General features: G+C 71.5%; 17 protein-coding genes. 9 read left to right on the plus strand and 8 right to left on the minus strand.

The genetic code is table 11. From position 1 onward, the window contains the following. Positions 1–2: 2 nt before the first annotated feature. Positions 3–512, minus strand: coding sequence for a hypothetical protein (locus ACIQMR_RS11690; RefSeq protein ID WP_401385218.1), 510 nt, complete (start codon positions 510–512; stop codon positions 3–5). A 196-nt stretch (positions 513–708) separates the two neighbouring features. On the opposite strand from ACIQMR_RS11690, the gene ACIQMR_RS11695 reads away from it, so the two are divergent. From ACIQMR_RS11695 to ACIQMR_RS11705, 3 genes are all read left to right on the plus strand, one after another. After that, positions 709–1,668 (plus strand): SCO0930 family lipoprotein, encoded by a 960-nt coding sequence (locus ACIQMR_RS11695; protein ID WP_401385219.1) that lies wholly within the window; start codon positions 709–711, stop codon positions 1,666–1,668. 237 nt (positions 1,669–1,905) lie between these two features. Further along, positions 1,906–2,715, plus strand: coding sequence for an SAM-dependent methyltransferase (locus tag ACIQMR_RS11700; protein WP_401385220.1), 810 nt, complete (start codon positions 1,906–1,908; stop codon positions 2,713–2,715). Beyond that, positions 2,715–4,901, plus strand: coding sequence for a putative bifunctional diguanylate cyclase/phosphodiesterase (locus ACIQMR_RS11705; protein WP_401385221.1), 2,187 nt, complete (start codon positions 2,715–2,717; stop codon positions 4,899–4,901). The genes ACIQMR_RS11700 and ACIQMR_RS11705 overlap by 1 nt, the downstream gene beginning before the upstream one ends. A gap of 365 nt (positions 4,902–5,266) precedes the next feature. Here the strand turns inward: ACIQMR_RS11705 and ACIQMR_RS11710 are convergent, their stop codons facing one another. Further along, positions 5,267–6,163, minus strand: coding sequence for a LysR family transcriptional regulator (locus ACIQMR_RS11710; protein WP_401385222.1), 897 nt, complete (start codon positions 6,161–6,163; stop codon positions 5,267–5,269). 73 nt (positions 6,164–6,236) lie between these two features. Here ACIQMR_RS11710 and ACIQMR_RS11715 point away from each other — a divergent pair, with 73 nt between their 5' ends. The 3 genes from ACIQMR_RS11715 to ACIQMR_RS11725 are packed head-to-tail and all read left to right on the plus strand — an operon-like array spanning position 6,237 to position 9,632. Next, positions 6,237–6,941 (plus strand): succinate dehydrogenase, encoded by a 705-nt coding sequence (locus ACIQMR_RS11715; protein ID WP_401385223.1) that lies wholly within the window; start codon positions 6,237–6,239, stop codon positions 6,939–6,941. A gap of 1 nt (position 6,942) precedes the next feature. After that, on the plus strand, positions 6,943–8,889 hold the full coding sequence (locus ACIQMR_RS11720; protein WP_401385224.1) for a fumarate reductase/succinate dehydrogenase flavoprotein subunit: 1,947 nt from the start codon (positions 6,943–6,945) through the stop codon (positions 8,887–8,889). Beyond that, positions 8,886–9,632, plus strand: a complete 747-nt coding sequence (locus tag ACIQMR_RS11725) for a succinate dehydrogenase/fumarate reductase iron-sulfur subunit (protein ID WP_401385225.1) — start codon at positions 8,886–8,888, stop codon at positions 9,630–9,632. The genes ACIQMR_RS11720 and ACIQMR_RS11725 overlap by 4 nt, the downstream gene beginning before the upstream one ends. Positions 9,633–9,710: 78 nt before the next feature. Here the strand turns inward: ACIQMR_RS11725 and ACIQMR_RS11730 are convergent, their stop codons facing one another. Beyond that, complete coding sequence (locus ACIQMR_RS11730; protein WP_401385226.1) at positions 9,711–10,490, minus strand: crotonase/enoyl-CoA hydratase family protein; 780 nt, start codon at positions 10,488–10,490, stop codon at positions 9,711–9,713. Between the two features lie 371 nt (positions 10,491–10,861). Between ACIQMR_RS11730 and ACIQMR_RS11735 the strand changes: the two genes are divergently transcribed. Beyond that, positions 10,862–11,275 carry a tyrosinase cofactor gene (locus tag ACIQMR_RS11735; RefSeq protein ID WP_401385227.1) on the plus strand — a complete coding sequence of 138 codons (414 nt, stop codon included), beginning with the start codon at positions 10,862–10,864 and terminating at the stop codon, positions 11,273–11,275. Between the two features lie 17 nt (positions 11,276–11,292). Continuing rightward, on the plus strand, positions 11,293–12,120 hold the full coding sequence (locus ACIQMR_RS11740) for a tyrosinase family protein (RefSeq protein ID WP_401385228.1): 828 nt from the start codon (positions 11,293–11,295) through the stop codon (positions 12,118–12,120). Between the two features lie 27 nt (positions 12,121–12,147). Here the strand turns inward: ACIQMR_RS11740 and ACIQMR_RS11745 are convergent, their stop codons facing one another. Beyond that, the gene (locus ACIQMR_RS11745; RefSeq protein WP_401385229.1) at positions 12,148–14,523 is read right to left on the minus strand and encodes an ATP-binding cassette domain-containing protein; all 2,376 of its coding nucleotides are present in this window, start codon (positions 14,521–14,523) and stop codon (positions 12,148–12,150) included. A gap of 10 nt (positions 14,524–14,533) precedes the next feature. Then, entirely contained in the window at positions 14,534–15,583 is a 1,050-nt protein-coding gene (locus ACIQMR_RS11750) for an MsnO8 family LLM class oxidoreductase (protein WP_401385230.1), read from the minus strand. Between the two features lie 57 nt (positions 15,584–15,640). On the opposite strand from ACIQMR_RS11750, the gene ACIQMR_RS11755 reads away from it, so the two are divergent. After that, positions 15,641–16,132 carry a hypothetical protein gene (locus ACIQMR_RS11755; protein ID WP_401385231.1) on the plus strand — a complete coding sequence of 164 codons (492 nt, stop codon included), beginning with the start codon at positions 15,641–15,643 and terminating at the stop codon, positions 16,130–16,132. A gap of 130 nt (positions 16,133–16,262) precedes the next feature. Here ACIQMR_RS11755 and ACIQMR_RS11760 read toward each other — a convergent pair whose 3' ends face one another. From ACIQMR_RS11760 to ACIQMR_RS11770, 3 genes are read right to left on the minus strand one after another with little or no spacing between them, the layout of a single operon-like run. Continuing rightward, positions 16,263–16,487, minus strand: coding sequence for a dodecin (locus tag ACIQMR_RS11760; RefSeq protein WP_401385232.1), 225 nt, complete (start codon positions 16,485–16,487; stop codon positions 16,263–16,265). A gap of 24 nt (positions 16,488–16,511) precedes the next feature. Further along, positions 16,512–17,306 (minus strand): GntR family transcriptional regulator, encoded by a 795-nt coding sequence (locus tag ACIQMR_RS11765; RefSeq protein WP_401385233.1) that lies wholly within the window; start codon positions 17,304–17,306, stop codon positions 16,512–16,514. Between the two features lie 32 nt (positions 17,307–17,338). After that, a complete protein-coding gene (locus ACIQMR_RS11770) occupies positions 17,339–18,169 on the minus strand; it encodes a GntR family transcriptional regulator (protein WP_401385234.1) in 831 nt (276 codons plus the stop codon). Positions 18,170–18,360 lie beyond the last annotated feature (191 nt).

Consider the following 18,360-nt stretch of genomic DNA (forward strand, 5'->3'; position numbering starts at 1 on the left):
AGCTAGCGGGATCGGGGGCGCAGAAAGGCCGCGGCGAGCACGGCGGGGGCGGTGACCAGGAGCGTGAGCGAGACCAGTGACGGACCGTCCCGCGGCTCCTCGCGCTGAGGTCTGCGGTAGTGGGGGAGCGCGACCGGCGCCGGCGGCGGGGGCGCCGGCCGGGCCTTGACCGGAGCGGACGGCGGCGGTGCCGGGGGAGGCGGTGGCGGGGGCGCCTGCTCGATCCGTGGCGGCGCGGGCGGTGGCGGCGGTGGAGGAGGCGGTGGAGGTGGGGGTTCCGGTGGTGGTGGCGCCGGGGCGGGCGGCGGAGGAGGTGGCTCCGGAACGGGCGATGGCCCCGCCACGCAGTGGGCGCTGCCCGCGACGGCGACGGCGGAACCGGGCCCGCCCGGGCCGATCGAGGCATACGAGCAGGAGTCGGCCGCGGCGGGCAGTGGGGCCGTCAGCAGCCAGGCGAGTGCGGCGGCTGAAAGCAGCCGTCCGACGAGCGATCCGTACACGCCGGTGAGCATGATCCACGAGGGTGGCCGGCACGCCCGAGCGGGTGGTGATTCGCCTGATGGAGGGGTTGTCGGCGGATCGGGTTTGCGGCCCCGGGGAAATTTTCCGCCGGCCGTTGAACACTCGATGCCCTCCCGCCCGTACCTAGGGCCATGAACGGGCGCACCCCAGGCGCCACAACAGACACCGGGGATTACGGGAGTTGACATGAACACCTGGCGGAACGCCTCGCTCGCGGTCACCGCGGCGGCCGTACTCGCGCTGACGACGGCGTGCGGTCAGGAAAAGGGAACGGAGACCAACGGCCAGGCGGTGGGTGCGGTCAATCCGGCCGGACAGCCCGCGGCCGACAGCGGCTACGGCGCCGGGTACGGCTCCGGCGCCGACGTCGCCGCCAACCCCAAGACGGCGGGACAGCTCGCCGTCTGGGACAGCAAGAAGCTCGGCAAGGTCCTCACCGACAGCGAGGGGTTCACGCTCTACCGCTTCGACAAGGACACCGCCACTCCGCCGAAGTCGAACTGCAACGGTGACTGCGCGAAGGCCTGGCCCGTGGTGGCCGCCGGCGATGTCACTCCCGCCCCCGGCACGGACACCTCGATGATCGGCGAGGTCACCCGCGCCGACGGCACGAAGCAGCTGACCATCGGCGGCTGGCCGATGTACCGCTATGCGAAGGACACCAAGCCCGGCGACGCCAACGGCCAGGGTGTGGGCGGCACCTGGTTCGCCTCGGCCCCCGACGGCAAGAAGGCCGCGCTCGGCGGAGGCGGTGCGGCGGAGGAGGGCGGCGAAGCCGCCGACCTCGCGGGTCTTTCCGTCCGCAAGGACCCCAAGCTCGGCGAAGTCGTCGTCGACAAGAACGGAATGACCGTCTACCGCTTCATGAAGGACTCGGCCTGGCCGATGAAGACGGCCTGCACCGGGTCCTGCCTCACGAAGTGGCCGGTCGTCGAGCCCGTCGACAAGAACGACACCGAGGGCATCCTCAAGAAGGGCTTCGTCACCTTCGACCGCCCCGACGGCATCAAGCAGCAGACCATCGACTGCTGGCCGATCTACACCTTCTCCGGCGACAAGAAGCCCGGCGACACCAACGGGCAGGGCGTGGGCGGCACCTGGTTCGCCGTATCACCCCAGGGTAAGCCGGTCGGAGCGCCCAAATAGGTCCCCACGCAGCGCCTCCGGCCACCGGCCCGCCGTCACGCCCCCGCGTGCCGGCGGGCCGGCTGTTTGCCGCTGTTCGCCCATGGTCCGAGGGTGCACGTGCCGGTGGCGTGTGACCAAGAACGGATCGTTAATTTCCGTTTCTGCTCGCTCTCTTGGCGGGCGATCAGTAGCCTCGGCTCGAACACCGGCCGCGAAGTCGGCCGTATCCCCCGTGGCGACTTGTTGGAGACATCAATGGAGCGTCCCGCCTGGGCCCCGCCGGGCATCGACATTTCGGTGCCGAGCGTGTCCCGCATTTACGACTACTACCTGGGCGGCTCGCACAACTTCGAGGTCGACCGTGAAGCCGCCCGCAAGGCCATGCAGTTCCTGCCGGGCCTCCCGAAGATCATGCAGGCGAACCGGGCTTTCATGCGCCGAGCCGTACACTACGCCGTCGGTGAGGGCGTCACGCAGTTCCTCGATATAGGTTCTGGCATACCGACGTTCGGCAATGTGCACGAAGTCGCGCAGAAAGCCGAACCGGAGGCCCGCGTGGTGTACGTCGACCACGACCCGGTCGCCGTCGCCCACAGCCAGGCCGTGCTCGACGGCAACGAGCGGGCCGGCATCGTCCAGGCCGACCTGCGCAAACCGGCCGAGATCCTCGGGAGTGCCGAGGCCGGCCGGCTGCTCGACCTCGAACAGCCCGTGGCCCTGCTGCTCGTCGCCGTGCTCCACTTCCTGGAGGACGCCGACGACCCGATGCGCTCCGTCGCCGAACTGAGGGACGCGCTCGCGCCAGGCAGCCTCCTCGTCCTCACCCACGCCTCGTACGAGGGCATTCCGCTTCCCAAGGAGCAGGCGGGCGGTGCCGTCGGCGTCTACCGGGACATCCGCAACCCGCTCGTCATGCGCTCCCGCGAGGAGATCGCGCGCTTCTTCGACGGGTTCGAACTCGTCGATCCGGGGCTGGTGTCGATGCCCGACTGGCGGCCCGACGCCCCGGCCGAGGAGGACCCGTTCGCGTTCTCCGGTTTCGCAGGGGTGGGGCGCAAGGCGTGATGTCGCCGTCGCAGGCAGCGGGTTCCGCGGCGGACCCGGACGATCCGGAGGACAGACTCCGGCGGTTCGCGACGATCTGGAGCCGGGCGATCTTCCCGGTGACGGCCACGTCGCTGACCCGCCCCGAGTTCGAACAGCATCTCCTGCCACTGGCACGGGAGTTGAGCGAGGCGCTGCACACGCGTCCGTTCGACCCCGTCGCCGCACAGCGGGTCGGAGCCGCCCTCGTCGACGCCCACTGCACGGATCCGGACTCCCTCAGTCGTACGCTCGGCGTCGTCGACGCGTATCTGGTCCTGTACTGCGGGGCCGACCAGGAGCCGGCGGAGGACAGCCGCGCCCGCTGCGCCCGGCTGCAGCACGCCCTCGCCGCCGGCTACGCCCAGGCGCTGCGGGAGCGCACCCTCACCGAGCAGGAGGCCATCGCCCGTTCGGCGCTGGCGGCGCGCAGCGACGCCATGGACGCCCTGCACGCCACCGAGACCCGCTTCCGCGCCGTGTTCGAGGGAGCGGCCATCGGCATCGGCATCGCCGACCTCGACGGCAACGTGCTGGAGGTCAACGACACCCTGACCCGGATGTTCGGCGGGCTGGAACACCATGTGCGCGGCCGCAAGGTCAACGAGTGGGCGCACCCGGAGGACCGGCCGCAGACCTGGAACCTGTACGACGAGCTCGTACGCGGCGAACGCGAGCACTACCGGGTCGAGAAGCCGTTCTTCCGCAACGACGGCACGGTGCTGTGGACCAATCTCACCGTCTCGCTGCTGCGGGACGCGGAAGGTCTGCCGCAGTACCAGCTGGCGCTGATGGAGGACACCACCGAGCGGCGGCTGCTCAACCTCCGGCTCCGGTACGAGGCGACGCACGACGCCCTCACCGGTCTGCCCAACCGCACCCTCTTCTTCGAGCGGCTGGAAAAGGCCCTGGCCGCGGCCGACGGGGCGCGCTTCGGACTCTGCTACCTCGATCTCGACGGCTTCAAGGCCATCAACGACAGCCTCGGCCACTCGGCGGGCGACCGGCTGCTCGTCGAGGTCGCCGACCGGCTGCAGAGCTGTGCCACGGCACCCGTCGAGATGGTGGCGAGGCTCGGCGGCGACGAGTTCGTGGCCCTGACCACCGGCCGGGACACCCAGCAGGCGGTGCGTGACCTCGCCACCAGGATCCTCACCGTACTGGCCGCGCCGATCACGCTCGACGGACGGGAGATCAGGGTCCGCGGCAGCATCGGGATCGTCGAGGGACCCGCGGGCGAGCGGACCTCCGCGGAAGTGCTGCGGAGCGCCGACATCACCATGTACCGCGCCAAGTCGGCGGGCGGCAACCGGTTCGAACTCGCCGACCCCGAGGCGGACGCCCGCGCGATCACCCGGCACGGGCTGACCACGGCGCTGCCGGCGGCGCTGGAGCGCGGCGAGTTCTTCATCGAGTACCAGCCACTGGTGCATCTCGGCGACGGCACCGTGTACGGCGCGGAGGCGCTGGTGCGCTGGTCCCATCCGCAGCACGGCGTCCTCGGGCCCGACCACTTCATCCCGCTCGCCGAACACACCGGGCTGATCGTGCCGTTGGGCCGCTGGGTGCTCCAGGAGGCCGTAGGGCAGGCCCGGTTCTGGCACGAGCAGGCGAGCCTCGGGGGGCAGGGCGAGCACGGGGCCGCCGCGCGGCCGCTGCGGATCAACGTCAACCTGTCGCCGACCCAGCTGCACCATCCCGGTCTCGTCGCCGACACGGTCGACGTCCTGGAGCGCTCGGGCCTCGCACCCGGGGCGCTGTGCCTGGAGGTCACCGAGTCGGCACTGATCGGCGCGGACGAGGATCTGCTCAAGCCGCTGCGGCAACTCGCCGAGATGGGCGTCGACATAGCGCTCGACGACTTCGGCACGGGCTACTCGAACCTCGCCAATCTGCGGCGGCTGCCGGTGAGCGTGCTCAAGCTGGACCGCTCCTTCACCCAGGGCATGCAGCGGCATCCGGCGGATCCGGTCGATCTGAAGATCGTCGAGGGGATCGTCTCGCTGGCCCACAGCCTGGAACTGGCGGTGACGGTGGAGGGCGTGGAGACCGGCGTGCAGGCGGAGCAGCTCCGTGAACTGGGCTGCGACACGGCCCAGGGCTGGTACTACGCCCGCCCCGGCCCGCCGGACCGCCTTCACACCCTGTCCCTGGCGGACGCGGTGTAGCTCCCGGCACGGGGCGGGGTGGCTCGCCCGGGCCGTCCGGCCGAGTACGTGGGACGCGGTGCCTGTCGCGCCAGGGCCGTCACCCGCGGGTCGTGCCGGGGCGCCGTCACCCCGGGTCGCGACCGTGCCGCATGCGCCGGGCGCCGTGGCCGCGCGCGGTCGGTCGTGGACGGCGCACGCCGCCCGCCCGCGCGTGAGCGCGGGCCCGGTTCGCAGCTTCCCGGGACGTTCGTTCGTCCGGGCTCGCTTCGCCCCGTGGCGAACTCGCCGGTCCGCGCGCCCCCCGTCACCCCCGTTGCCGGCGTCCAGCGGGGTCGCCACCGCGTGGGAGCGGGCGGCCCCGGGGCCCGGCTCGTACGCGTTCGTCAGGCGTCCGGGGCCGGTGAGCGGGTGCGCAGCAGCATCCGCTGGAGTTCGCGTGCCGCGCGCGGGGGCGCGACGTCACTGCGGTGTGCCAGCGCGATCGTGCGCCGCAGCCCCGGCCGCGCCAAGGCCGTCACGCGCAGGTCGCGACCCGCCCGCGCCGCCACCATGCGCGGTACCACCGCCAGCCCCAGCCCCGCCCGCACGAACCCCAGCACCGCGTCCATCTCACCGCCCTCCACCGTGAAGGCCGGCTCGAAACCCTCCGCCCGGCACGCCGCCACCGTCAGGTCCCGCAGGTCGTAGCCGTGGCGGAACATCACCAGCGGCTCGCCCTCGAGGTCCGCGATCCGCACCGGACGGCGCGGCGCGGGCGCGGCCGCCGACGAGACGACGACCAGGTCCTCCTGAAGCAGTTCCACCGTCGTCAGCGCCGGAGCCGGCGTCGGCAGCGGCAGCACCACCAGCGCCAGGTCCAGCGCGCCGCGCGCGAGATCCCGTACGAGATCGTGCGAACCGCTCTCCTCGATCAACAGTTCGATCCCGGGGTGCAGATCATGGAACGCGCGCAGCACGTCGGGCAGCAGCCCCGTGCACACGCTCGGCGTCGCTCCGAGCCTGATCCGCCCCCGCCGCAGCTGCGCGAGCTCCTGCACCTCGTGCCTGGCCGTGTCCGCGTCCGCGAGGATCCGCCGGGCCAGCGGCAGCAGGGTCTCGCCGGCGTCCGTGAGCGCGACATTGCCGCGCGCCCGGCTGAACAGCTCCGCCCCCAGCTCCTTCTCCAGCGCCCTGATCTGCTGCGACAGCGACGGCTGCGAGACGTGCACCCGCTCCGCGGCCTGCGTGAAGTGCAGGGTCTCGGCCACGGCCACGAAGTACACGAGCTGCTGGAACTGCATAGGCACAGCCTATCGAGATGAGCTGGACCATGTCTTGGACCTGTCGCCACCACCGGCCCTAGCGTCTGTGTCCATGGCTCTGGCAACGCGGACGGACCGACGACCGTCCATGACCCGCACCCTGTGGGGATCGACCGTCGGCAAGAAAACGGTCATGGCCGTGACCGGCCTGATCATGCTCGGCTATCTGGTCGTCCACATGCTGGGCAACCTCAAGATCTTCTTCGGCTCCGACGAATTCAACGGCTACGCCCACTGGCTCCGGACCCTCGGAGAGCCCTTCCTCCACTACGAGTGGGCCCTCTGGATCTTCCGCGTGGTGCTGCTCGTCGCCGTCGTGCTGCACGCGGTGTCGGCGTACCAGCTCAGCCGCCGCGACATCAGGGCGCGCCCCGCCGCCTACGTCCACAAGCGGCGCCGCGCGAGCTACGCCACCCGCACCATGCGCTGGGGCGGCATCATCCTCGGGCTGTTCATCGTCTGGCACCTCCTGGACCTGACCACGCTCACCGTCAACGAGAACGCCCAGCACGGCCGGCCGTACGAGAACGTCGTCGCGACCTTCTCCACCCCCTACGGCAACGCCATCTACCTCACCGCGATGCTCGCCCTCGGCCTGCACATCCGCCACGGCTTCTGGAGCGCCGCCCAGACCCTCGGCGCGGGCAACGCACGGCGCGACCGCGCCCTCAAGACCACCGCCAACGCCCTCGCGCTGGTACTGACGCTGGGATTCATCGCGGTGCCCGTCGCCGTCATGACCGGAATGGTGAAGTGACATGACCTTCCTGGAGTACGAGAACGGCGCACCGATCGCCGACACCAAGGCACCCGAAGGCCCCATCGCCGAGCGCTGGGACCGTCGCCGCTTCGAGGCCAAGCTGGTCAACCCGGCGAACCGCCGCAAGCACACCGTCATCGTCGTCGGCACCGGCCTCGCCGGTGGCTCTGCCGGAGCCACCCTCGCCGAACAGGGCTACCACGTGGTCCAGTTCTGCTACCAGGACTCACCGCGCCGCGCCCACTCGATCGCCGCCCAGGGCGGTATCAACGCTGCCAAGAACTACCGCAACGACGGCGACTCCATCCACCGCCTGTTCTACGACACCGTCAAGGGCGGCGACTTCCGCGCCCGCGAGTCCAACGTCCACCGTCTCGCCCAGATCTCCGTCGAGATCATCGACCAGTGCGTCGCCCAGGGCGTGCCCTTCGCCCGCGAGTACGGCGGCCTCCTCGACACCCGCTCCTTCGGCGGTGTCCAGGTCTCCCGGACCTTCTACGCCCGCGGCCAGACGGGCCAGCAGCTGCTCCTCGGCGCCTACCAGGCGCTGTCCCGGCAGATCGCGGCCGGCAACGTCGAGCTGCATCCGCGCACCGAGATGCTCGACCTGATCGTCGTCGACGGGCGGGCCAGGGGCATCGTGGCCCGCGATCTGATCAGCGGGAGGATCGACACCTACTTCGCCGACGCGGTGGTCCTGGCCAGCGGCGGCTACGGCAACGTCTTCTACCTGTCGACGAACGCCATGAACTCGAACGCCACCGCCGTCTGGCGGGCCCACCGGCGCGGTGCCTACTTCGCCAACCCCTGCTTCACCCAGATCCACCCCACCTGCATCCCGCGCACCGGCGACCACCAGTCCAAGCTGACGCTGATGAGCGAGTCGCTGCGCAACGACGGGCGGATCTGGGTCCCGAAGGCGAAGGGCGACACCCGCCCGGCGAACGCGATCCCGGAGGACGAGCGCGACTACTACCTGGAGCGCATCTACCCCTCCTTCGGCAACCTCGTGCCGCGCGACATCGCCTCGCGCGCGGCGAAGAACGTCTGCGACGAGGGACGGGGCGTCGGCCCCGGCGGCCAGGGCGTCTACCTCGACTTCGCCGACGCGATCCGCCGGATGGGCCGGGCCAAGGTCGAGGAGAAGTACGGCAACCTTTTCGACATGTACGAGCGGATCACCGCGGAGAACCCGTACGAGGTGCCGATGCGGATCTATCCCGCCGTGCACTACACGATGGGCGGACTCTGGGTCGACTACGACCTCCAGACCAACGTCCCCGGCCTCTTCGCGATCGGCGAGGCCAACTTCTCCGACCACGGCGCCAACCGCCTCGGTGCGTCCGCGCTGATGCAGGGACTCGCCGACGGCTACTTCGTCCTCCCGTCGACCATCAACGACTACCTCGCCCGCAGCCCGCACCTGGACGCCCTCGACGCATCGCACCCCGTGGTGGCCGACGTTCTCGCCGAGACCGAGGACCGGCTCCGGCTGCTCCTCGCCGTCGACGGCGACCGCACGCCCGACTCCTTCCACCGTGAACTCGGCGAGCTGATGTGGGAGTTCTGCGGAATGGCCCGCACCGAGGAGGGGCTGCGCAAGGCCCTGGACCGGATCCCGCAGATCCGCGAGGAGTTCTGGCGCCGGATCAAGGTTCCCGGTACCGGCGAGGAGTTCAACCAGTCGCTGGAGAAGGCCAACCGCATCGTCGACTACCTGGAGCTCGCCGAGCTGATGTGTCTCGACGCGCTGAACCGGAGCGAATCCTGCGGCGGTCACTTCCGTGAGGAGTCCCAGACCGCCGACGGCGAGGCGGAGCGGAGGGACGAGGAGTTCTCGTACGCCGCCGCCTGGGAGTTCACCGGCACCGGCGAAGCCCCCGTCCTGCACAAGGAAGACCTCGTCTTCGAGTACGTCCACCCCACCCAGCGGAGCTACGCATGAAGCTCAGACTGCGCGTCTGGCGCCAGCAGAACACCGACACCCCCGGCGCCATGGCCACCTACGAGGTGGACGGGATCTCGCAGGACATGTCGTTCCTGGAGATGCTCGACACCCTCAACGAGGAACTCATCCTGCGCGGTGAGGACCCCGTCGCCTTCGACCACGACTGCCGCGAGGGCATCTGCGGTGCCTGCTCGCTCGTCATCAACGGCGACGCGCACGGCCCCGAGCGCACCACCACCTGCCAGCTCCACATGCGGTCGTTCCAGGACGGCGACACGATCGACGTCGAGCCGTGGCGTGCCTCCGCCTTCCCGGTGGTGAAGGACCTGGTCGTGGACCGCTCGGCCTTCGACCGGATCATCCAGGCCGGCGGCTACATCTCGGTGCCGACCGGCGCCGCCCCCGAGGCCCACGCGACCCCGGTCCCCAAGGCCGACGCCGACACCGCCTTCGAGCACGCCGAGTGCATCGGCTGCGGCGCGTGCGTCGCGGCCTGCCCCAACGGCTCGGCGATGCTCTTCACCTCGGCGAAGATCAACCACCTCAACGTGCTGCCCCAGGGCGCCCCCGAGCGCGAGACCCGGGTGCTCGACATGGTCGCGGCCATGGACGAGGAGGGCTTCGGCGGCTGCACCCTGACCGGTGAGTGCGCCACCGCGTGCCCCAAGGGCATCCCGCTGCCGTCCATCACGGCGATGAACCGGGAATGGCTGCGGGCGACGCGCAAGGTCAACCGGTAGGGCCGACGAGGAGCCGGCCGGCCTGCGGACGCCGAGACGCGCCGGTCCGGCCGCCGGTCCGGTCGCCGAGTCGTACCGTCACGTGAACGACCCGTGGCGGCCCGCGCCGTCCGCGAAGCGTTCCGCGCCCTTCTGAGTCTCCCCGGCGGTGAGCGGGACAAGGCCGTGCCGGTACTCGCCGGCCAGCGCGTCCGCTTCGGTCAAGCCGTGCTGTTCGTGCACGGAGAGCCGGTCGTGGCGGAGACAGAGCTGCGGGAACGCCGCGATCTCCCGGGCGAGTTGCTCCGCCGCCCTGCGTGCGTCGCCGGTCGGCACCAGCCGGTTGGCGAGCCCGATGTCGAGCGCCTCGGCGGCCGGGACGGGCCGGCCGGTGAGGATCATGTCCATGGCGCGGCTCTCGCCGATCAGCCGCGGCAGCCGCACCGTGCCGCCGTCGATCAGCGGAACGCCCCAGCGTCGGCAGAACACCCCGAAGACCGCGTCCTGTTCGGCTACCCGCAGATCGCACCAGAGCGCGAGTTCCAGTCCACCGGCCACCGCATGTCCGGAGACCGCGGCGATGACGGGCTTGGTCAGCCGCATCCGGGTGGGACCCATCGGCCCGTCGCCGTCGGCGGTGACCTTGTTTCCGCGCTCGGTGCCGATGCCCTTGAGGTCGGCGCCCGCGCAGAACGTACCTCCCTCGCCCCACAGCACCGCGACCGCCGCCTCCTCGTCCGCCTCGAAGCGGCGGAACGCGTCCGCGAGCAGGGCTGCCGTCGGGCCGTCGACCGCGTTGCGCACCTCGGGGCGGCTGAGGACCACCGTCAGCACGGGGCCGTCTCGTTCGGTCCGTACGGATGGACTGTCGTCGTTCATCGTTCGCCCTCCTCGGTGACCGGCCCGGCACGGGACATGGTCGCGCGACCACGGGGCCGACGCTGCCTTTGGCATATGTTCAGGCCAGATTTTTCCTGTGACTCCCGGCACGCACGACACGCACATTGTGAAGATCTTTCACGTGATCGTCACATTCGGGCCCGGACTTCACGTCCGGAGGTCCGGGGGAGCGCGCGGACCGCAAGATCGGCCTTGTTCAACCCTGCACTGTGTGTGACGACATGTCCGTATGGCGGCCAACCCGTTCCCGGCGATTTCTGCCCATTGCCGACCGGGCGGTAGTCATGGCGACGGCGGTACCGACCGACCAGCGGAACCGCCGTACGACCACATCCACTTGGGGGTAACGCATGTCCGGAATCACCCGCCGCCAGGCCCTGGGCGCGGCCGCCGGTGCCGCCACGGGCCTCGCCGTCGCCGGTGCCGCCTACGGCGGCGCGGCACAGGCCGCAGCCGATCCGCAGAACGAGCCCGGTACGCCCGGCTCCTTCGACGAGGTCTACAAGGGCCGCCGTATACAGGGCGGACCGTCGCACGACGGCGGCCACGGGGGCGGTCACGGAGGCGGCGGCGACCACGGAGGCCACGGCGGCGGCTACACCGTCCGCATAGACGGCCAGGAGCTCCACGTCATGCGCAACGCGGACGGCACCTGGATCAGCGTGATCAACCACTACGAGCCGCAGGCCACGCCACGCGCCCTGGCCCGCGCCGCCGTCACCGAACTCCAGGGCGCCGCCCTCGTCCCGCTCGCCCTCGTCTGATCCGGAGCACCACCGCCATGACCATACGCAAGAACCAGGCCCAGCTCAGCGCCGACGAGAAGCGACGCTTCGTCAACGCCCTCCTCGCCCTCAAGCGCAACGGGCAGTACGACACCTTCGTCACCACCCACAACGCCTTCATCATGAGCGACACGGACACCAGCGACCGCGTGGGTCACCGCTCGCCGTCGTTCCTGCCGTGGCACCGCAGATTCCTCATCCAGTTCGAGCAGGCCCTGCAGTCCGTGGACCCGACCGTGGCACTCCCGTACTGGGACTGGACCGCCGACCGCACCACCGCCTCCTCGCTCTGGGCCGCCGACTTCCTCGGCGGCACCGGCCGCGCCCGGGACGGACAGGTCATGGACGGCCCCTTCGCGGCCGCCTCCGGAGGCTGGAACATCAACGTCCGCGTCGACGGCCGCGGTTACCTCCGGCGCGCCCTCGGGTCCGGCGGGCGGCAGCTCCCGACGAAGGCCGAGACCGACTCCGTCCTCGCCATGTCCACCTACGACGCACCGCCGTGGAACAGCGCCTCGGACGGCTTCCGCAACCACCTCGAAGGGTGGCGCGGTGTCAACCTGCACAACCGCGTGCACGTCTGGGTCGGCGGCCAGATGGCGACCGGAGTCTCCCCGAACGATCCGGTGTTCTGGCTCCACCACGCGTTCATCGACAAGCTCTGGGCCCAGTGGCAGCAGCGCCACCCCGCCTCCCCGTACCTCCCGGCCGCCGGCACACCGGATGTCGTGGACCTGCACGACACCATGCGCCCGTGGAACGACGTGACACCCGCGGACATGCTGGACCACACGCCGCACTACACGTACGACACGGCCGCCTGACCCACCACGGGACCCGCGCCCCGGACGTCACTCGACGGCACCGGGGCCCGGACTCCCGCCGGTCGCGCGGCCGAGCGCTGTGGCGAGATACGGCGCGGTGCGGCTCCCCGCCGCCCGCGCCACCTCCGCCGGGGTGCCCTCCGCCACGATCCGCCCGCCTTCGTCCCCGCCGCCCGGGCCCAGGTCCAGCACCCAGTCGGCGCCCACCACCACGTCCATGTCGTGCTCGACGACCACCACCGAGTGCCCGGCGTCGACCAGGTCGTGCAGCCGGCGCATCAGCACCTCCACATCCGCCGGATGCAGCCCGGTGGTCGGTTCGTCCAGGACGTACAGCGTGTGGCCCCGGTGCTGCCGCTGCAGCTCGGTGGCGAGCTTGATGCGCTGCGCCTCGCCGCCGGACAGTTCGGTCGCCGGCTGGCCGAGCCGCAGATAGCCGAGGCCGACGTCCAGCAGCGCCGCGAGGCTCCGCAGCGCCGCCGGGGTGCCGGCGAAGACCTCCGCCGCCGCCTCCACGGTCAGATCGAGCACGTCGGCGACGGTCAGCCCGCCGTGCCGTACTTCGAGGGTCTCCGGGTTGTAGCGCGCCCCGTGGCACTCCGGGCACGGCGCGTACGTACTGGGCAGGAAGAGGAGTTCCACGGACACGAAACCCTCGCCCTGGCAGGTCTCGCACCGGCCGCCCGCCACGTTGAAGGAGAACCGCCCGGCCCGGTATCCGCGTGCCCGGGCCTCGTCGGTGGCGGCGAAGAGCTTGCGTACGACATCGAAGAGCCCCGTGTACGTGGCGAGATTGGACCGGGGCGTGCGGCCGATCGGCTTCTGGTCCACGGTCACCAGCCGTTCCACACCCGGAAGCTCCTCCGTGACGGCGCCGACCAGCGTCGACTTCCCCGAGCCCGACACACCGGTGACCGCCGTGAACACACCGAGCGGCAGCCGCGCCGTGAGACCGCGCAGATTGTGCCGGGTGACCGGCCCGACGACGAGTTGCCCGGACGGCTCGCGCACCGGCCGCCGAGGACCCGATCCCGACTCGAAGAGGAAGCGGCGCGTCGCCGACTCCGCCACCTCGGCCAGCCGCTCGGGGGGCCCGCTGTGCAGCACCCGGCCGCCGTGCTCACCGGCCCGCGGCCCCACGTCGACCAGCCAGTCCGCGTGCCGCACCACCTCCAGATGGTGCTCGACCACGAAGACCGTGTTGCCGCTCGCCTTGAGCCGGTCCAGAACGACGATCAGCGCATCCGTGTCCGCCGGGTGCAGCCCGGCCGACGGCTCGTCGAGCACGTACACGACACCGAAGAGCCCGGACCGCAGCTGGGTCGCCAGGCGCAGCCGCTGAAGCTCCCCGCTGGAGAGCGTCGGCGCCGCACGGTCCAGACTCAGATAGCCGAGACCCAGTTCGGTCACCGTGGCGATCCGGGCCAGCAGATCCGCGGTCAGCACCCGCGCCGGCTCGTCACCGGGGCCCTCGCGCAGCACCCGGGCCAGGTCGGTCAGCGGCAGTGTCGCCACCTCGGCGATCGTCCGCCCCGCGAAGGTCACCGCGAGCGCCTCCGGCCGCAGCCTGCTGCCCCGGCACACCGGGCACGGCTCGGCCGTCAGGAAACGCTCGGCCTTCGCGCGCAGGGTCGGGCTCTTGGAATCGGCGAAGGTGTGCAGCACATAGCGCCGGGCGCTCATGTACGTACCCTGGTACGGCCGCTGGATACGGCCCGCCTCGCGGACCGGATGCACCGTCACCACCGGCTGCTCTTCGGTGAACAGGATCCAGTCGCGGTCCTTCTGCTCCAGCTCGCGCCACGGCCGGTCGATGTCGTACCCGAGGGCGTCCAGGACGTCGCGCAGGTTCTTGCCCTGCCAGGCCCCCGGCCACGCGGCGATCGCTCCCTGCCGGACCGACAGCGCGGGTTCCGGCACCAGCAGCTCCTCGGTGGTGCGGTGGATCCGCCCGAGACCGTGGCACTCGGGGCAGGCCCCGGCCGCTGTGTTGGGCGAGAACGCGTCGGAGTCGAGCCGCTCGGCGCCGTCCGGGTACGCGCCGGCCCGGGAGAACAGCATCCGCAGCGAGTTCGACAGCGTCGTGACCGTGCCGACGGAGGAACGCGACGTGGGGGAGGAACGACGCTGCTCCAGGGAGACGGCCGGTGGCAGCCCGGTGATCTCGCCGACCTTCGGTACGCCAACCTGGTGGATGAGCCGGCGCGCGTAGGGGGCGACGGACTCGAAGTAGCGCCGCTGGGCCTCGGCGTAGATCGTGCCGAAGGCGAGCGAGGACTTGCCCGACCCGGAGACGCCGGTGAAGACGGTGAGGGCTTCCCGGGGAATGTCGACGTCGACGTTCCTGAGATTGTGCTCGCGGGCGGCGCGGACGCGGATGTAGGGATCGTGGGGGCCTTGCATACCGCGGATTCTAGGCAGCGGCCGGGACATCCGCGCTGGTCAGCCCCGCGAGCAGGGCGAGAAGGCGGTACGACTCCAGCAGTGCGGCGCGGTCGTACGTACTCGTCGTCACCAGCACCTCGTCCGCGCCGGTGTCGTTGATCACCGCCTCCAGCGCCTCCTTGACCTGCCCCTGCGTGCCGTGGATCGGGCCGCGCAGCCCCGACTCGTAGAACTCCCGCTCCTTCGGGGTCATCGCCAAGGCCTCGATCCGCCCGGCAGGCGCGAGCGGCGGGAACGTGCCGTGTGTGCGGGAGTACGCCATCGCCCACGCCTCCGGCACCAGCAGCCGCCTCGCCTCCTCCTCGCTGCCCGCGACCGCGACGGTGCCCGCCACGACGACGTACGGCTCGTCCGCCCATACGGACGGGCGGAACTCCGCGCGATACCGGTCGACGGCCGCCGACAGCCGGTCCCGCCCCTTCAGGTCGCCGATCACCAGGGGCACCCCGGCGGCGGCGGCGATCCCGGCGCCCTCACCGGTGGCCAGCACGAACGGGGGCACCCGCAGCCCTTCGGAGGGATGGGCGTGCACCTGCGGATGCGCTCGCCGTGTGCCTTGCGGTCCCCGTGATCCCTCGAACCACCCCAGCAGCTCGCTCAACTGCCCCGCGAAGTCCTCGGCGTCGTCCTTCTCGCGCCCGAGCGCCCTGCGGACGCCGCCCGTGAACCCCACCGAGCGGCCGAGGCCCATGTCGATCCGGCCCGGGAAGAGCGACTCCAGTACGCCGAACTGCTCGGCCACCACCAGCGTTCGGTGGTTGGGCAGCATCACCCCGCCCGTCCCGACCCGGATCGTGGACGTCGCGGCGGCCACCGCGGCCGCCAGCACCGTCGGCGCCGACCCGGCCACGCCCGGCACCCCGTGGTGCTCGGCCACCCAGAAGCGGTGGAAGCCCAGCTCCTCCACCTGCCGCGCGAGCCGGACGGTGTCGCGGAGCGCCTGAGGGGCGTCCTGGCCCTCACGGGTTCGGGAGCGGTCCAGTACGGAGAACCGGGTCGAAGCGATCACTGAGCTCATACACGGTTCAACAGGTGTGGGCCATGATGATTCCCGCAGGCCGTACGCTTGGGGCGCGTGACGCAAGCGACGACGCAGACGGGCCGTGAGCCGGGCCGTGAGACAGGCCGGGGCAGCAGACCGCTGGCCGTGTTCGACCTGGACGGCACCCTCGCGGAGAACGGCCACCGCCAGCACTTCCTGGAGCGCAGGCCGCGCGACTGGGCGGGCTTCTTCGCCGCCGCACCTGACGACCCACCGCTCGCCGAGGGCCTGCGGATCGTGGCCGAGGCGGCGGTGGAGTGCGAAGTCGCGTATCTGACCGGCCGGCCGGAGCGCTGCCGGGCGGACACCGTGGCGTGGCTGGAACGGCACGGCCTGCCGGCGGGCCCCATCTGGATGCGCCGCAACGACGACCGGCGCCCCGCCCGGACGACCAAGCTGGACACGTTGCGGCGCCTCGCACGCAGCCGCGAGATCCGCATGCTCGTGGACGACGACGAACTCGTCTGCGACGCCGCCGAACGAGCGGGCTTCCGAGTGGTGCGGGCCCGCTGGGCCGAGGCGTAGCGCCTCAGGCCCGCGGACGCGGGTGCCTCACGCTCCCGGATGTAGGCCCTCGGACGTGGGTGCCTGCTCGCGGACGTGGATGCCTCACGCCCTCGGACACGTCTGCCCTGCGCCCTCGGACGCGGGTGCCTCAGACGTCGCCCTCTGCGTCCTCGAGGCGGAAACCGACCTTCAGGCCGACCTGGTAGTGCTCGATCTCGCCGTCCACGATGTTGCCGCGCACCTGCGTCACCTCGAACCAGTCGAGGCCCCTCAGCGTCTGGTTGGCGCGGGCGATGCCGTTGCGGACGGCCTGGTCGACGCCCTCGTGCGAGGTGCCGACGATCTCAGTGACCCGGTAGGTGTGGTGGGACATGGGATCGCATTCCTCTCGGCCGTGTCAGTGGTTCCCCTCCACGTTGCCCCACCACGCCGAGGCGCGCGAGGCGTCGGCCACCGGCCGCCCGCCGTCGTCCCGGCCCACCGCCAGCCGCGACACGATGCGGTAGCGGTCGCCCCGGTACAGCGAGCGGACGTACTCCACGGGCCGGTCCGCGGCGTCGACGGTGACGCGGTCGAACAGCAGCGCGGGAGAGAGCACCGGCACGTCGAGCAGCCGCGCCTCGTCCTCGCCGAGCACGGTCGGCTCGATCGACTGCGTGGCGTGCGCCAGGCGGATCCCGAGGCGCTCGCGCAGATGGGCGTAGAACCCGCCCTCCATCTGCTCCGGCGACAGGCCCGGGACCAGGTCCGCCGGGATGTGCAGGTGCTCGAGGGCGATCGGCGCCCCGCCCACGAGGCGCAGCCTGGCCACGTACACCAGGGCGGTGGTGGGGGAGACCCGGAGCCGGCGCCCGACGCGGGCGCCGGCCCGGACCTCGCGCAGCTCCAGGACCCGGCTGGTCCACGCACCCGGAGCCCGCGGGGCCGTCCCCGGGCGGTCCTCGGCGACGAGCTCCTGGGTGATCTTGGCCGGGGCGACGAACATCCCGCGCCCGTGCTCGCGCACGAGCCGGCCCGTGGAGACCAGTTCGTCCACGACGGCCCGCAGGGTGGGGCGGGAGACGTCCAGTTCGGCGCAGAGGGTGCGCTCGGAGGGGATCGCGTCGCCCGGATGACGGGTCTCGATCAGAGTGAGCAGCCGGGCCCGCACGCGCTCGCGCTTGACCGCTCCCTTCGCGCGGCTGGTGTCCATGCTTCCTCCCCCGTCGGCGCGGCCGATGCCGGTCAGTATGCATCGCCGGTCGTCGAGGACGTGATGATGCCGTCGTGGGCGGAGTCCCCCGGCGGGATGCCCGGGTGGTGGCCGTCCGTGCGCGGCCGGGGGCCGGGGCTGCCGAGCGCGAGGCGCGAGACGATCCGGTACCGGTCGCCGCGGTAGAGCGAGTGCACGTACTCGACCGGACGGCCGGAGGTGTCGGTGGTCAGCCGCTCGATGAGCAGCGCCGGTGAGAGCACCGGGACGTCGAGCACCGCGGCCTCCGTCTCGTTGACGACGGTCGGTTCGATGGACTGGGTGGCCTCGTCCACCGCCACCCCGTGATGCTCCCTCAGATGGTCGTAGAGGTCACCGGCTTCGAGTTCCTCGGCGGTCAGGGAGTCGGGGACCAGCACGGCGGGGATGTGGAGGTGCTCGATCGCCATGGGGGATCCGTCGACGAGACGGAGCCGCGCGATGTAGACCAGTTCGGCGGCGGGGGAGACCCGCAGCCGGCGGCCGATCCTGGCGCCGGCCTGGATCGTGGCACGCTCCAGGATCCTGCTCGACCAGGAGCCGGAGGCCCGGGGTACCGCGAACGCCGCCGCGTCGGGGGCGAGTTCCTGGGTGATCTTGGCGGGGGCGACGAAGGTGCCGCGCCCGTGCTCGCGCAGGAGCTGGCCGGTGGCGACCAGTTCGTCGACGGCGGTGCGCAGGGTGGGGCGGGAGACGCCCAGTTCGGTGCACAGGGAGCGCTCGGAGGGGATGGCGTCACCCGGCCGGCCCGCCTCGATCAGGCCGAGCAGGTGCTCCCGCACCCGTTCGCGCTTGAGCATCGCACTCGACGAACCACTCTCCATGGGCACCACCCTCTCCGCACACGGGGCAACTGGTCAACTGGTAAGAGGCATTGTAGCTGTCCGGTGTGATGGATGGATCCGCGTGATCGAGTAATGCCCAGTATTTACAAGGGGATTGACGGCGTCACTGGTCCATGCCACCTTCTGGGCACCGGTCTTACCAGTTGACCAATTGGTCAATTCCTTATCGA

The sequence above is a fragment of the Streptomyces sp. NPDC091376 genome, from assembly GCF_044757085.1.
Taxonomy (GTDB): Bacteria; Actinomycetota; Actinomycetes; order Streptomycetales; family Streptomycetaceae; genus Streptomyces; species Streptomyces pratisoli.